Origin of the sequence: Serratia sp. NGAS9 (genome assembly GCF_009905295.1) — a bacterium.
Lineage (GTDB): Bacteria > Pseudomonadota > Gammaproteobacteria > Enterobacterales > Enterobacteriaceae > Serratia > Serratia bockelmannii.
Window position 1 is genome coordinate 3,403,578 of sequence record NZ_CP047605.1, and the last position, 15,963, is coordinate 3,419,540.

Sequence of the window (15,963 nt, forward strand, 5' to 3'; positions counted from 1 at the left end):
TAGCCGGAGGTTTTTCATATGCGCCTATAAGGCTCTCTTGCCAGCTGCGCCCTAACAGGCGCATCGCGATCTGACATTTGCTTCTATCGGTTACTTACGACCCGTAAACGGGCTACCTGGATAGGGGATCGACAACTGCTCACCCATCTTATCCTCTTCCAGTTGGTGCTTTATGTATTCTTGTATCTTGGCTGTATTTTTACCCACCGTATCAACGTAATACCCTCGACACCAAAACTCCCTGTTACGGTATTTGAACTTCAAATCCCCAAACTGCTCATAAAGCATCAGGCTGCTCTTGCCCTTCAGATACCCCATAAACCCCGATACACTCATCTTGGGGGGAATTTCCAGAAGCATATGGATGTGATCCACACAACATTCCGCCTCCAGAATATTCACGCTTTTCCATTCACAAAGCTTTCTTAAGATACTGCCAATTGCTCTGCGCTTTTCCCCGTAGAACACCTGTCTTCGGTACTTCGGCGCAAATACTATGTGATATTTACAGTTCCAGCGCGTGTGCGCTAAGCTCTTTTCGTCCCTCATAGGGACCCCCTTTTGATTTCTTGTTGAACGTTCGCAGTTGCCAGACCGCAAACTGTTTTAACAAATCAAAAGGGGTCTTTATAACTGGCTCAAAGCTGAAAGCTTTACGGAACCCCCAGCCTAGCTGGGGGTTTTTGCATACAAAAAACTCCGCCCACTCAGGGCGGAGCAAAAGTGCTTGTTCGCGCTTAACTGTTCACGAACGCCAGCAGATCGGCGTTGACCTGATCGGCATGGGTGGTCGGGATGCCGTGCGGCGCGCCCTTATAGGTATGGAGCGTGCCGTTTTGCACCAGCTTGGCCGAGAGCACGCCGGAATCCTGATAAGGCACCACCTGGTCGTCATCGCCGTGGATCACCAGCACCGGAATGGCAATCTTCTTGAGATCTTCGGTGAAATCGGTCTGCGAGAAGGCGACGATGCCGTCATAGTGCGCCTTGGCGCCCCCCATCATGCCCTGCCGCCACCAGTTCCAGATAATGGCCTCCGACGGTTTGGCACCCGGGCGGTTATAGCCATAGAACGGGCCTGCGGGCACGTCGTAATAGAACTGCGCCCGGTTGGCGGCCAGCTGCGCCTGGAAATCATCGAATACCGATTTTGGGGTGCCCTGCGGATTGGCGTCGGTTTTCACCATCAGCGGCGGCACCGCGCTGATCAGCACCGCTTTGGACACCTTGTCCTCGCCGTGGCGCACGATATAGCGCACCACCTCGCCACCGCCGGTCGAGTGGCCTACGTGCATGGCGCCCTGCACGCCCAGGTGTTTTACCACCGCGGCGACGTCATCGGCGTAATGATCCATGTCGTGCCCTTCCCACACCTGGCTGGAGCGGCCGTGGCCGCGGCGATCGTGCGCAACCACGCGGAACCCTTTGTTCACGAAGAACAGCATCTGGGCATCCCAATCATCGCTGGACAGCGGCCAACCGTGGTGGAAGTAGATAACCTTGCCGTTTTTTGGGCCCCAATCCTTGTAGAAAATCTCGACGCCATCGCTGGTCGTTACATAACCCATGTCGTTTCTCCCATTTACACTATGGTTAAAAAAGAAGGTTTATACTGCGCGCGGCGCCGGGATCTCTGGCTCCCTCATCCCGGTTGGCCGACGATCTTGCGTTGATCGTTTAACGAGTATAGGTTTAAAGTTCACTTTAAGGTCAATAGTGGCCCGGCAAGCGGTATTTCCCTCAGTAACGCGATCGGCATCAGGAGTATTCAAGTGCAAGGAGATGACACCGCCACGACGATGGAGCCGTGGCTTGCCGCCCAGCGCCACGCCTTCCTGCGCGACGGCGCGCCGACGATGCAACAGCGCAAGGCCGCCCTGCGCCGCTTGCGAAGCGCCATTCTGGCCCAGCGCGCCGCGCTGGCGGCGGCCGTCAGCGCGGACTTCGGCCACCGTTCGCCTTACGAAACCGACATTCTGGAGATTCTGGTTACCGTTCAGGCGATCGATTACCTGCTGCGCAACCTGAAACGCTTCATGAAGCCGGAGCGCCGCCACGTCGCCCTGCCGTATCAGGCCGCACGCGCCTATGTGCAATATCAGCCCAAGGGCGTGATTGGCATCATGGCGCCGTGGAACTATCCCTTCTCGTTGACCTTCATCCCGCTGGCCACCGCGCTGGCCGCCGGCAACCGCGTGATGCTGAAACCTTCGGAGCTCACGCCACATACCAGCCGCCTCATCGAAACGATGCTGGCGGCGCTGTTTCCTGTCGATGAGGTCGCCGTCGTGACCGGCGGGCCGGACGTCGGGGCCAAATTCAGCGAGCTGGCGTTCGACCATCTGGTGTTCACCGGCAGCACGGCGATCGGCCGTCAGGTCATGCAGGCGGCCGGCAAACATCTGGTGCCGTTAACGCTTGAACTGGGCGGCAAAAGCCCCGCCGTCATGGCGCGCGGCGCGGTTAACGCCAGAAACGTCAAGAGCGTGGCGTTCGGCAAGCTGTCAAACGCGGGCCAAACCTGTATCGCGCCCGATTACCTGCTGGTTCATCAGGACGATCTGGCAAGCTTCATGGCGCTCTATGACGCGGCGGTTAAAAGCTTTTATCCCGACGGGCCAACCGGCGACGACTACGGCGCCATCATCAACGACAGGCACTACCACCGCTTGCACGATCTGCTCGCCGATGCCCAGGCGCGGGGCGCGCAAATCCATCCGGTGGGCCACCGCCCGGACTCGGCGTCTGAACGGCCGAACACGCTGGCCCCTACGCTTATCGTCGGCGCCCCCGACAACAGCCGGATCATGCAAGAGGAGATCTTCGGGCCGCTGCTGCCGGTGCGCACCTACGCCGCCTTTGATGAAACGATCGACGTTATCAACGCCGGGCCACGCCCGCTTGCGCTCTACTACTTCGGTCCGCCGGGCGAGGATCGGGACCGGCTGCTGGCGCGCACCACCTCCGGCAACGTCAGCGTTAACGCCACCCTACTGCATTTCGCCCAGGACGATCTGCCGTTCGGCGGCATCGGCCCCAGCGGCATGGGGGCCTGTCACGGCATCGAAGGATTTCGGGCGCTGAGCCACGCCAAAGGCGTCTTTATCCAGAGCCGCTGGCGTTTTACCGACCTCCTGCGCGCGCCGTTCGGCAAGCTGGCGGACGCGGTGCTCAAGGTTATGCTGCGGCGCCGATAACACGGCGTGTTGACTATCAATAGCACACCCATAAATCGCCGCAAGCTATCACAATATTCACTCATTCCTATTTTATCTCTCCGCCACCGCTGACTAAGCTTAGCCATGAGTCGCCTTTTGCCCGTTAGCGGCCGGGGCGATGCGAATCCATTGAGTTCAGTTATTTAGCGCAACACCCGACGCAAGCCTTACCCGCATGCCTTGTTAACCGCTCCACGCCCGGCGGCTGGAGCACCTTTATGGAAGCAGAGAGCGCATTATGACAACTGAAAGCAAATGCCCGTTTTCGGGCGGCAAGCAGCCCGCACCGCAGAACGGCCCCACCAATCAGGATTGGTGGCCTAATCAGCTCAGCCTGAAACCGCTGCACCAACATTCCCCCCTGTCCGATCCGATGGATAAAGACTTCAACTACGCCGATGCCTTCAACAGTCTCGATCTGGCGGCGGTCAAACAGGATCTGCACGCCCTGATGACCGACTCGCAGGAATGGTGGCCGGCAGACTTCGGCCACTACGGCGGCCTGTTCATCCGCATGGCCTGGCACAGCGCCGGCACCTACCGCATCGGCGACGGCCGCGGCGGCGCGGGCGAAGGCCAGCAGCGCTTCGCCCCGCTCAACAGCTGGCCGGACAACGTCAGCCTCGACAAGGCGCGTCGCCTGCTGTGGCCAATCAAACAGAAATACGGCCGCAACCTCTCCTGGGCCGACCTGATTATCTTGACCGGCAACGTGGCGCTGGAATCGATGGGCTTCAAAACCTTCGGCTATGCCGGCGGCCGCGCCGACACCTGGGAGCCGGACGATGTCTACTGGGGTTCTGAGAAGATCTGGCTGGAACTGAGCGGCGGGCCAAACAGCCGCTACTCGGGCGACCGCGATCTGGAGGACCCGCTGGCGGCAGTGCAGATGGGTCTGATCTACGTTAACCCGGAAGGCCCGGACGGCAATCCCGATCCGGTGGCCGCCGCACGTGACATCCGTGAAACCTTCGCCCGCATGGCGATGAACGACGAAGAAACCGTGGCGCTGATCGCCGGCGGCCACACCTTCGACAAGACCCACGGCGCCGGCCCGGCGTCTAACGTCGGCGCCGATCCGGAAGCCGCCGGGCTGGAGTCGCAGGGCCTCGGCTGGCACAGCACCTTCGGCACCGGCGTTGGCAAAGACGCCATCACCAGCGGCCTGGAAGTCACCTGGACCACCACCCCGACCCAGTGGAACCACGACTTCTTCCGCCACCTGTTCGAATACGAATGGGAGCTGAGCCAAAGCCCGGCCGGGGCGCATCAGTGGGTAGCGAAAGACATCGGTGAAACCATTCCCGACGCCTTCGATCCCAACAAGAAACGCCGCCCGACCATGCTGACCACCGACCTGTCGCTGCGCTTCGATCCGGCCTACGAGAAGATTTCGCGCCGTTTCTATGAGCATCCGGAAGAGTTGGCCGACGCCTTCGCCCGCGCCTGGTTCAAGCTGACCCACCGCGATATGGGGCCGCGCGCGCGCTACCTCGGCCCGGAAGTGCCGCAGGAAGAGCTGATTTGGCAGGATCCGATCCCGGCGGTCGATCATCCGCTGATCGACGAGCAGGACATCGCCGCGCTGAAAAACGCCGTGCTGGCTTCCGGCCTGCCGGTGTCGGTGCTGGTCTCCACCGCCTGGGCTTCCGCTTCCAGCTTCCGCGGTTCCGACAAACGCGGCGGCGCCAACGGCGCGCGCATTCGCCTGGCGCCGCAAAAGGACTGGGCGGTCAACCAACCTGCGCAACTCGCCGCGACGCTGGCCAAGCTGGAGAGCATCCAACGCGCCTTCAACGACGCGCAGACCGGCGGCAAGCGCGTCTCGCTGGCGGATCTGATCGTGCTGGCCGGCGCGGCGGGCGTGGAACAGGCGGCGAAGAACGCCGGTTTCACCCTGACGGTGCCGTTCGCCCCGGGCCGCATGGACGCCTCGCAGGAACAGACCGACGTGGACTCCTTCGAGGCGATGGAGCCGCTCGCCGACGGATTCCGCAACTTCCTGAAGGGTAAATACCGCGTGCCGGCCGAAACGCTGCTGGTCGACAAGGCGCAGCTGCTGACCCTGACCGCGCCGGAAATGACGGTGCTGGTCGGCGGGCTGCGCGTGCTCGGCGCCAACGTTGGCGGCACGCAGCACGGCGTGTTCACCCAGCGGCCGCAGGCGCTGACCAACGACTTCTTCGTCAACCTGCTCGACATGGGCACCACCTGGCACCCGATCGGTGAAGACGGCCTGTTCGAAGGCCGCGATCGCCGCAGCGGCGCGGTCAAGTGGACCGGCACCCGCGTCGATCTGGTGTTCGGTTCGCACGCGCAGCTGCGGGCGCTGGCCGAAGTCTACGGCAGCGCCGACGCGCAGGAGAAGTTCGCCCACGACTTCGTCGCCGCCTGGAACAAAGTGATGAACCTCGATCGTTTCGATCTGGCGTAACGTCCCCCCAACGGCCTGCTTTGGCAGGCCGTTTTTTCCCCTGAGATCAGCACCACCTCTGCTCCACGTCAGCCCTGTCAGGCGCCGCGATATTCTCTTTCCCCGCTTATTCGTATTTACTCAACAAGTCATATAAAAATTTGATGGGCGGCAATTCTTTTAATGCTGTATTTATATTTAGACGGCAATGAAGACCGTAAACTCAGCTGGCTCATGCGATATATCCCATCTAGGAGAACACCGTTATGGATTATCCTCGATTCACCTCAACACGCGGCGAAGCGGGCCTCATGACCACCGCCATTCCTTAGCGATAGCGGGCTGAGCCGGCAAAGGCGCCCCACCGTTCCACGCCCATAAAAAGAGATATTTTGCACCTGCGCGATATTCGCTTAGGCGCCAGAACATCGCCCTTATTTAATGTTTCACGACGCACATTGCGTTTTTCGTTTTTATTTTTCAGCCGACGGGAAAGCTCATAGGGAATTACGCTTCACTCAGGAAAATAACCGCTACCTGGAGGTCATCATGCAACATATTATCGGCATTTCTTCTCGTCGGCTGAGGATATCGGCCCTTGCGCTACTGCTCCCTGCCGTATCATGGGCGGCCGATACGGCGCCTCTTGCCGTGGGGCCGCAATATGACACCACCCATGTCTACGTCGAACGCGGCAAGATGGACGCCTTTGTCGACAGCATCCTGAAAACCTTCGGCGGCACCAGTACCGAACGCGTGCTGGTCAACGTCACGCCCACCCCCAGCGAAACTTACTCCCAGCTGATACTGACGCCGGCCGGCAGCTTCTCGGTGTTCGATTTCAAAACGCCGATCCCGTACCCGTTCGGCGCCGAGCGCAACGGTTTTCTGGTCAGGGATATGGACGCCGCCATCCGGCAAGCCAGGGACGCCGGCGCCGATGTGCAGGTTGCGCCTTTCGACGATCCGATCGGCCGCGACGCGGTGATCCAGTGGCCCGGCGGCGTCAACATGCAGCTCTATTGGCACACCAAGGCGCCTGACTACAAGCCGCTGCTGAGCGTGCCGGAAAACCGCCTGTATCTCTCCGCCTACCGCGTCGACGATTTCCTGAAAAGCTACCAGGCGTTCTCACACGGCAAGGTCGTGAGCGACGAACAGGTCAGCGACACGGCGATCGGCCGTAACGGCAACGGCAAGATCCGCCAGATCGAACTGGACTCCCGCTTCGGCAAAACGCGCATTTTCGTCACCGACGGGCATCTGCCTTATCCGTTCGGCCATGAGCGCACCGGCTATGGCGTCGACGATCTGCAGGCCACGCTGGCCAAAGCGACGGCCAGCGGCGCGCAGGTGCTGTGGCGTTCGACGGCGGCGGAACGCCGCGCCTCGGCGCTGGTGCGTTTTCCCGGCGGCTACATCGCCGAAATTCACCAGACGGCTAAATAAACCCAAGGCGCGCTGCGGCGCGCTCTTTTCTTCGGATATCCATGATGAAACGCACGCTACCCGCACTGTTGCTGTTCTCCACGCTCCCCGCGCTGGCGGCGGAGCCCGCCGCTTCCCCCTGGAAAAACATCCCGTTGGGCGATGCGGCCACCTTATCTTTCGACGGTTCATTGCGCGAGCGCTATGAATGGACGGATCAACGGGATCTGAGCGGCGGACGCGACGACACTTTCATGCAGCGCTTGCTGGTTGGCGCGCGCCTCGACTACGGCGACTATTTCGGCGCCTATGTGCAGGTGGGATCGTCGCTGGCCACCCCGCGCGATCGCGGGCGCAAGCCGACCGACGAAGATCATGCTTATCTCGGCCAGGGCTATGTGGACTTAAAACTGCCCACCGCCTACGGCCTCGGCACCCTGCGGGCCGGCCGCCAGGAGATTGCGCTGGGCTCGCTGCACCTGCTGGGCACCCGCGACGGCCCCAACGTGCGCCGTTCCTTCGATGCTATCCGCGCCAGTTGGGCCAAGGATAAAAACCGCCTCGACGCCTTTATCGGCCATCCCGTCACCCTCAAAACCGGCAGTTTCGACGACGATACTGACAACAGCCAAAAGGTCTGGGGGCTGTACGGCACCACGCCGCTGGCAGCGCTGGCCTCCTCGCTCGATCTCTACACCTTCGGCTTTGAGGATAACGACGTCCACTACGCGCAGCTCAGCGGGCAAGAGCGGCGCTATACCCTCGGCGCACGCATTTTCGGCGCGGCACAGGGGTTCGACTGGGATAATGAAGCCGCCTGGCAGTTCGGCAGCGCAGAACAGCGTGACATCCGCGCCTGGTCGGCGTCGGCGCACGCCGGCTATACGGTCAACGACTGGCGCTGGCAACCGCGCTTCGGCGGCAAGATTGGCATCGCCAGCGGCGATAAAAACGGTCACGATGGGCAGCTCAACACCTTTAACGCCATGTACCCCAAGCTGCCCTACCTGACCGAGAACGGGCTGGTGGCGCCGGCTAACCTGATCGCCATCCACCCTTCGGTCACGATGACGCCGTGGCAAACCCTGGCCATCGACTTCAGCTGGGACGCGTTGTGGCGGCAACGCCGCGAGGATGCCTTCTACCTCGGGCCAATGCGCCCGGTGAAGGGCAGCGCGCAGGGCTCGCGCTTTATCGGCAACCAGTATCAGGTTGAAACGACCTGGACACCGCGCAGCGATCTTCAGTTCAAGGTGGCCTATGTCTACTTCGACGTCAGCAACAGCCTGCAGCAACATGCCGGGCTGAAAAACATGAACTTCGTGCTGGCGCAGGGCACCTACAGTTTTTAAGTATCAGGTAAGTTAATCGGTGTACGCGGACGCCCTTAATAATCCCGTACTCAATTAATGACGAGCGCCGGCGAGTAGCCGCCCATATGCATTGCGGCAATGGCGGGTACTCGCCGCCATTCATAGATAAAAATTAAATAAAAGCAAAAAGATAAATCAATCACGTAAATTTCGCGAGCCAATTACAGTGTAATATTAAATAAAAATTTAATTCCACCTGGTTATTTAAGCACGCCTTTTACGCATATCTTATGTAAAAGATTCATATAAGAATAACTCATTAATGAAATAATTGTGTTTATACTGCTTTAACTCAATCACAGTGCACAATTAATTCCTCACCGTGATTAATGATAAGGATATATTCCGCTTGAACGCAATATTCAAGCCAGACCAAGGAGGCAAACCAATGATATCACATTAATTACCCCTGATTTTCAAACCTGTGTACGAGCATATAGAGCGTTAGCTGCAATATTGTCAACGTCCAAAGGAGTTTGATATGTCATTAGCGACCGATAAGATTTCCGATTATTTAACCCGTTATGAAAGAGGCGATCACGCGGGGAGCAGTAAACCGTCATATACCACGCAAGAGGTTTCAGATCTGCTGCTGAGGAGCCATTATTCCGCCAATGGCAAAGGCGTGACCGACCATGCGGCTACCTTGACCTACTCTTTCCCCGTCTATACCGACAGCGACAAGACGGGCGCCGCGCAGCTTACCGCCGCCCAGCAAGCCCAAACCAAGCTTTCATTGCAATCCTGGTCGGATGTGGCCAACATCACGTTCACCGAGGTTAAAGGCAACGACGCGAAAAATGCAGATATAAAGTTTGGTTTTTATAAGGCGGCCAGCGGGGGCAATTACACCTCGTATGAAAGTACGCAGAGCAATCTCAAAAGCACCATTTGGATCAGCGGCAATAACGGCTACGACGCCTCCAATCCGCAAACCAATAACTACGCCAGGGATACGCTGACTCATGAAATAGGGCATGCGTTGGGGCTTTCTCATCCCGGCAATTATGATGCGTCAAATGCCACCTACCCCACCTACGCCAACTCGGCGAAGTATTATGAAGACGACCATCAATATTCTTTGATGAGCTATTTTAACGAACAATACACCAGCGCTGACTATAAAGGCGTTTGGCCATCAGGGCCGCAGCTGGATGATATTACCGCCATACAGAAGCTTTACGGCGCGAATACCACCACGCGCACCGGCGATACCACCTATGGTTTCAACTCGAATACGGACAGAGACTTTCTGAGCGTTAAGGCGTCCACGGACAAAATCGTGGCGGCTATCTGGGATGCCGGCGGCAATGACACGCTGGATTTTTCAGGCTACAGCCAGGATCAGCGCATCAACATTAACGAAGGCGCATTCTCTGATGTGGGCGGCTTGAAGGCAAATATCGCCATCGCCTACGGCGCGCAGATTGAAAATATCATCGGCGGCAGCGGCGCAGACATTTTAGTGGGCAACGCGCTGAACAATACGCTAAAAGGCGGTGCAGGCAACGACATCATTTACGGTGCCGGCGGCGCCGATCAGCTCTGGGGCAATGCAGGTGCGGACACCTTCGTCTTCCGCGAAGCCGGCGACAGCCAAGCCGCCGCGCCGGATTGGATCCGCGATTTCCAGACGGCGGTGGATAAAATCGATCTGTCGTGGCTCAACCAGACGGCTAAGGCCGACGGGAGCGAGCTGCACTTCGTGGATAGTTTAAGCGGCTCGTTGTATGAAGCGGCGCTGAATTATGACGCGCAGCAGAATGTCACCGATCTGGCCATCAATCTCTCCGGCAATCAATTACCTGATTTCCTTGTCAAAATCGTTGGGCATGTCGACGCTTCCGCCGATATTCTCGTCTAGCCAAGGCAAACCCGCAGTCCGGCCTTCACGCCGGACTGTTCATCTCTTCTCAGGCCTCACCCCGGCGTCTTTTTACATTGCCACAGCAATAAATCGCGCAGACGAGCTCACACCGCTTCCAGCTCCGCCGCCAGGGTGGCGACCAGCTCCGCCGCCGGCATCGGCCGCGCCAGGCCCACGCCCTGCCCGGCCCACAGCGACATAAACTCCCCGCGCCCGGCCTTGGCCGCCGCCTGGCGGATATCGCCGGTGAGCGCGTTCTGCACCGGATAAGGCAGGATCTGCGCCTCTTCCGCGCGCATCTGCCGCATGAAATCATTGACGATGCCGCGCGCCGGGCGGCCGCTGAAGGCGCGCGTCAGGCGCGTGCTGTCATCGCCGGCGTTGCGCAGCGCCGCCCGCCAGGCTTCGGCGATGCCCGACTCCGGGCTGCACAGGAACGCGGTGCCCAGCTGCGCCGCCTGCGCGCCCAGCAATTGCGCCGCTGCGATGCCGCGCCCGTTCATGATGCCGCCTGCGGCGATCGCCGGGATCTTCACCGCCGCCACCACCTGCGGCAGCAGGGCCATCAGGCCGACGCAGGATTGCTCAATGTCGCCGAGGAAGGTCGGGCGGTGGCCGCCCGCCTCCGCGCCCGAGACGCACACGAAGTCGGCGCCCGCCTCTTCCCAGGCGCGGGCTTCCGCCACCGTGGTGGCGGTGCCGATCACCCGCGAGCCGGCCTTCTTGAACTGCGTGACCGTGGCGCGCGGCAGCACGCCGAAGGTGAAGCTGACCACCGGCGGCGCCGCCTCCAACAGGGCCGCGATCTGGTCGCGGTTGTTTTCGGCGAATTGGATCGGCATGGGCGGCTCACTCAGCCCCAGCGCTTCGCGGAACGGCCGCAGCAGGTGCTGGGCGCGCTTGAGCTCGGCGAGATCCGGGTGCTGCTCATCGAGCAGAAACAGATTGATGTTGAACGGCGCGGCGGTCTGCGCGCGGATCTGCTGCACCCGTTCGAGGATCACCGCCGGTGAAAACAGCGCCGCCGCGCACGATCCCAGCGCCCCGGCGTTGCTCACCGCCACCGCCAACGCCGGCGGCGACGCGCCGTTCATCGGCCCCTGAACGATCGGATAGCGCAGCCCAAGCTCGCGGGCAAAAGCAGAAGGTGCCGTCATCAATGTGTCTCCCTGTGCTGACTACATTCGTCTTACGGCGGCCGCGCCGCCGAACCGACCAAAAGCATAGCACCTTCTCGCCGCCTGGCCGTGCAGTTAATGCTTCACCTGACGCCGGTCGAGCGACAGGAAGTGATGCACCACCGGTTTCTCAGGGCCAATGTGGAAGCGCAGCGCCTCCTGCTGCAGGTCGGCGTCGGCGTGCGACACCCGCTGGTGCTGCCGCAGGTGCTCCGCCCAGGACTCCACCAGGAACCACTCCATGATGCATTCCGGATCGCCGGTATGCTCGGTGATGCCCCAGGCGTAAGCGCCATCGCGGCGGCGCGCCCGTTCCAGCATCAGCAGCGTGCGCAAGAACTGCGGCCGGTCCTGTTCGCGGATGCGGTACTCCACCTGGATCATGACCGGGCCGCGATCGTTTTCAACCGGCGTGTTAACCAACGGCTCCGGCCAATGGTTCGACGGCTGCAGATCGGCCTCACCGGTCGGCAGACGCAGGCGGTGGAACAGCAGCCCCGCCGCCAACAGGCCGACGCCGCCGACCAGCAGCGTGGCGGCCACGCCCAGCTCCTGCGCCACCAGTCCCCACAGCAGGCTGCCCGCCGCCATCGCGCCGTTGAACACCATCAGGTAAATGGCCAGACCACGGCCACGCACCCAGTTGGGCAGCACGCCCTGCGCCGCGCCGTTAAGCGTGGTCAGCGCGATAATCCAGCCGGCGCCCAGCACCAGCAGCAGCACCACCGCCAGCCACTGCGGCGGCGCCAGCGACAGGGCCGCCATCACCACGGCGGTGAGCACCGCCGCCAGCAACACCAGCCCGTCGGCATTCAGCCGCTGGCGCAGACGCGGCAGCACAATAGCCCCAAGGATCGCCCCGGCGCCTACCGCCCCCAGTAGAACGCCGTAGAAACCGGCGCTGCCGCCCAGCATGCGGCGCGCCACCAGCGGCAACAGCGCCCAAACCGAGCTGGAGAAGGCGAAGAACACCGCCGCCCGCAGCAGCACCACGTGCAGCTCGCGGCTGGAGCGGGCATAACGCAGGCCGGCGCGGAAGGCACCGAAGAAATGCTCCGACAGCCCGCTGTCCTCGGCCTTCGGCCGCTTCCACCACAGCAGCGCCGCGATCACCAGCACATAGCTCATCACGTCCGCGCCGTAGGCCGCGCCGGCACCGAAGCTGGCCAACAGCAGACCGCCGGCCGCCGGGCCGATGGAACGGGCGATGTTGATGCCCAGCGAGTTCAGCGCCACGGCGTTTTTCAGCTCGGTGCGCGGTACCAGCTCCGGCACGATCGCCTGCCAGGTCGGCCCCATCAGCGCCGCGCCGATGCCGCCGACGAAGGTCAGCGCCAGCAGGTATTCCACCGTCAGCGCACCGGTCTGCGACAGCAGCAACAGGCTGCCGCTGACGCAGGCCAGCAGAATTTGCACGAAGATCAGAAAGCGTCGCCGATCGAGGATGTCCGACAATACCCCGGCCGGGATCGCCAGCAGGAACACCGGCAGCGTGGCGGCGGTCTGCATCAGCGCCACCGCCGAAGGGTTGCTCGACAGGTCGGTGATCAGCCACGAGCTGGCGACGTCACGCATAAAGCTGCCGACGTTGCCGAGCACCGTGGCACCCCACAGCACCGCAAATAATGGGATTTTCAGCGGCGCGAAGCCGCCCGCCGCCGCCTTGTTTTCCGTCTGTTCAGCCATCCGTTCGCTCCTTCAAATCGTTAAATGCCACCAGCAACAGCGCGCCGGCCAGCCCGAGGTGTTCAAAAAATCCGTTCATCATCTGGCCGCGCTCCGCCCCGTCGAACTGCCAGAACGGATTGGCCATCAGCGTCGCCATCAGGGTAAAACCGGCCAGCGCCAACGCGCCGAGCCAGCGATAAAAGCCGCTCAGGATCAGCGCCGACGCCGCCAGTTCCAGCAGCGTCACCAGCACGGCGAACAGCGCCGCCGGCTGCAGGCCGAAGTGGGTCATTTCGGCGATGGCGCCCTCAACGTTCAACGCCTTGACCAATCCGCCCTGAATATAGGCGGTACAAATCGCGAGCAGCAGCAGCCAGCGCACCGCGGGCGCATTCAGCCGCTGTACGCAGCGGGCGGCGATAGCAGTCAGGTTCATCGCGCCCCCTTAAAACGGCGAATTCTGGATGAAGGCCAGCAGATCGGCGTTGAAGCGATCGGGATCGACCTGCGCCAAACCGTGAGAACCGCCGGCGTAAACATTCAGCTCCGCCTGTTGCATAAGCTTAGCGGCTTTCAGCGCCGAGGCACCGATCGGCACGATCTGATCGGCATCGCCGTGCACCAGCAGCGTCGGCTTGTCGATCGCCAGCAGATCGGCGGTATAATCCACTTCGGAGAACGCGCGCACACACTCGTACTGCCCTTTCACGCCGCCCTGCATGCTCATCAGCCAGAAGTGGTCGATCAGCCCCGCATTGCTCTCCACCTCGTCGCAGTGGAGGCCATAGAACGGCACCGCCAAATCTTTGAAGAACTGCGAGCGGTTGCCCGCCACGCCGCTGCGAATGCCGTCGAAGGCCGCCATCGGCGTGCCCTCAGGGTTGACCGGCGTTTGCAGCATCAGCGGCGGCACGGCGCCGACCAGCACCACCTTCGCCACCCGATCGCTGCCGTGACGGCCGATGTAGCGCGCCACTTCGCCGCCGCCGGTGGAATGGCCGACCAGGATCAGATCGCGCAGATCCAGCGTTTCGATCAGCAGAGCCAGATCGTCGGCGTATTGGTTGATGTCGTTGCCGTGCCAGGTTTGATCGGAACGGCCGTGGCCGCGGCGATCGTGGGCAATCACGCGGAATCCGCTCTGGCCGAAAAACAGCAGCTGGTTGTCCCAGGCGTCGGCGGACAGCGGCCAACCGTGGGAGAACAGGATCGGCTGGCCGCGGCCCCAATCCTTATAGAAAATGCGTGCGCCATCGGGCGCGGTAAGGGTGCTCATGACGTGTTCCCCGCTCGGTATCGAATTGGATTTTGTACGGGTTAACAGTACGGCAGGCGCAAAGGCAGTGATAACGGAATAATTTTCGCATGATCGCGAATTTTTTTGCTGAAGCAGCCGGCGTCACCGCCGGCGCAAAACGTCAGATGTTTTCCAGATCGATGCCGCGCGTTTTCGGGCCGAACAGCCCGATCACCAGCATCACGATCAGCATGCTGGCGACGATAAACGCGATCACCCCCAACGAACCGCCGTACTGCAAGATAATGCCGATGATGATGCTGCTGAACACCGTCGACAGCCGGCTGAAGGAGTAGCAGAAGCCGACGGCGCGGGCGCGGATATGGGTCGGGAAAATCTCGGACTGGTAAGAGTGGTAGCTGTAGGTCAGCCAGGCGTTGGACCAGGTGATGAAGAAACCGCACAGGATCAGCCACAGCGGGTTGTTCTGCAGTGCGAACAGCGAGCCGAAGATCACCGTCACCAGGCAGGACAACACGATCTGCCACTTGTTCTCCATCTTGTCGGCGTAGAAGCTGCACAGCAGCGAGCCCAGCGGGTAAGCCAGCGTGATGAAGAAAGCGTACAGCAGGCTGTGGGTGACCGAAGCACCCTTGCCCGACAGCAGCGCCGGTAGCCAGTTGCCGAAGCCGAAGAAGCCGATGGCCTGAAAGAAGTTCATCACCACCAGCATCAGCGTGCGATCGCGATACTGCGGCGCCCAGATGTCGCGAAAGCGGCCGCGCAGCGGCGCCCCCTCGGCATCGTCCACCGGGCGCGACGGAAAATCCGTGACCGCCACGCCGCAGCGCCGTTCCATGTCCCGCATCACCTGCCGGGCCTGCGCATAGCGCCGCTGCTGCACCAGCCAACGCGGCGACTCCGGCAGCCCCTTGCGCACCAGCCAGATCACCAGCGAAGCCAGCGCGCCGGCGATCACCACGTAGCGCCAGCCGCTCAGGCCCCAAATCGTCTGCGGCACCAGCCACCAGGACATCAGCGCCACCGCCGGCACCGACAGAAACTGCACGAAGAACGCGAAGGCGAAAGCCCGGGTACGCAGGTGCGCGGGGACCCATTCCGTCAGGTAAGTGTCGATGGTCACCAGCTCGATACCGAGCCCAACGCCCACCAGAAAACGCAGAAAGATCACCCATTCCGCCTGCTGTTGAAACGCCAGCAGCAGCGAGAAAGCGCCATACCAGATCAGGGCGAACATAAAGGTGGCGCGCCGGCCGAAGCGATCGGCGTACGGGCTCAGCAGGCTGGCGCCGACGAACAGGCCGAGAAAGGTGGCGGAGGCAAAGGCCGCCTGATCCGATACGCCGAAGACGCCCTGCGCGCCGGTGTGGAAAATGCCGTCGGCGATAAGGCCGGTGCTGATATAGCCGGTCTGGAACAGATCGTAAAGTTCGAAAAAACCGCCCAGCGACAGCAGAATAATAAAGCGCCACAGGCCGGCCGACGCGGGCAAGGCGTCGATTCTGGTCGCCAAATCCCGCGCATGGATCGGCGACGCCGCTACAGATTCACTCACCGTTA

12 protein-coding genes are annotated in these 15,963 nt (G+C 61.3%); 5 read left to right on the forward strand and 7 right to left on the reverse strand.

Going from position 1 to position 15,963, the window contains the following annotated elements; translation table 11 throughout:
• Positions 1 to 90: 90 nt before the first annotated feature.
• Positions 91 to 549: an IS200/IS605-like element IS1541B family transposase gene (gene tnpA / locus GUC32_RS16230; RefSeq protein WP_141997679.1), complete on the reverse strand. Its 459-nt coding sequence runs from the start codon at positions 547 to 549 to the stop codon at positions 91 to 93.
• A 188-nt stretch (positions 550 to 737) separates the two neighbouring features.
• Positions 738 to 1,568, reverse strand: a complete 831-nt coding sequence (locus GUC32_RS16235) for an alpha/beta fold hydrolase (RefSeq protein ID WP_025303474.1) — start codon at positions 1,566 to 1,568, stop codon at positions 738 to 740.
• Between the two features lie 204 nt (positions 1,569 to 1,772).
• Between GUC32_RS16235 and GUC32_RS16240 the strand changes: the two genes are divergently transcribed.
• The 5 genes from GUC32_RS16240 (at position 1,773) to GUC32_RS16260 (ending at position 10,296) form a co-directional block, all read left to right on the forward strand.
• Positions 1,773 to 3,197 (forward strand): coniferyl aldehyde dehydrogenase, encoded by a 1,425-nt coding sequence (locus GUC32_RS16240; protein ID WP_301481009.1) that lies wholly within the window; start codon positions 1,773 to 1,775, stop codon positions 3,195 to 3,197.
• Between the two features lie 259 nt (positions 3,198 to 3,456).
• Positions 3,457 to 5,652 carry a catalase/peroxidase HPI gene (gene katG / locus GUC32_RS16245; RefSeq protein ID WP_369435326.1) on the forward strand — a complete coding sequence of 732 codons (2,196 nt, stop codon included), beginning with the start codon at positions 3,457 to 3,459 and terminating at the stop codon, positions 5,650 to 5,652.
• A gap of 630 nt (positions 5,653 to 6,282) precedes the next feature.
• Positions 6,283 to 7,080, forward strand: a complete 798-nt coding sequence (locus GUC32_RS16250) for a glyoxalase (protein ID WP_197538599.1) — start codon at positions 6,283 to 6,285, stop codon at positions 7,078 to 7,080.
• 41 nt (positions 7,081 to 7,121) lie between these two features.
• Positions 7,122 to 8,411 carry an alginate export family protein gene (locus GUC32_RS16255; protein WP_025303478.1) on the forward strand — a complete coding sequence of 430 codons (1,290 nt, stop codon included), beginning with the start codon at positions 7,122 to 7,124 and terminating at the stop codon, positions 8,409 to 8,411.
• 502 nt (positions 8,412 to 8,913) lie between these two features.
• Complete coding sequence (locus GUC32_RS16260; protein WP_089181109.1) at positions 8,914 to 10,296, forward strand: serralysin family metalloprotease; 1,383 nt, start codon at positions 8,914 to 8,916, stop codon at positions 10,294 to 10,296.
• 107 nt (positions 10,297 to 10,403) lie between these two features.
• On the opposite strand, the gene GUC32_RS16265 is transcribed toward GUC32_RS16260, so the two are convergent.
• From GUC32_RS16265 to GUC32_RS16285, 5 genes are all read right to left on the reverse strand, one after another.
• Entirely contained in the window at positions 10,404 to 11,456 is a 1,053-nt protein-coding gene (locus GUC32_RS16265; RefSeq protein WP_049209250.1) for a nitronate monooxygenase family protein, read from the reverse strand.
• A 96-nt stretch (positions 11,457 to 11,552) separates the two neighbouring features.
• A complete protein-coding gene (locus GUC32_RS16270; protein WP_049203315.1) occupies positions 11,553 to 13,163 on the reverse strand; it encodes an MFS transporter in 1,611 nt (536 codons plus the stop codon).
• Positions 13,156 to 13,581, reverse strand: a complete 426-nt coding sequence (locus GUC32_RS16275; RefSeq protein ID WP_049209251.1) for a DoxX family protein — start codon at positions 13,579 to 13,581, stop codon at positions 13,156 to 13,158. The genes GUC32_RS16270 and GUC32_RS16275 overlap by 8 nt, the downstream gene beginning before the upstream one ends.
• A gap of 9 nt (positions 13,582 to 13,590) precedes the next feature.
• Positions 13,591 to 14,421 (reverse strand): alpha/beta fold hydrolase, encoded by an 831-nt coding sequence (locus GUC32_RS16280; protein ID WP_043143107.1) that lies wholly within the window; start codon positions 14,419 to 14,421, stop codon positions 13,591 to 13,593.
• Between the two features lie 142 nt (positions 14,422 to 14,563).
• Positions 14,564 to 15,958, reverse strand: a complete 1,395-nt coding sequence (locus GUC32_RS16285) for an MFS transporter (RefSeq protein WP_169541360.1) — start codon at positions 15,956 to 15,958, stop codon at positions 14,564 to 14,566.
• Positions 15,959 to 15,963 lie beyond the last annotated feature (5 nt).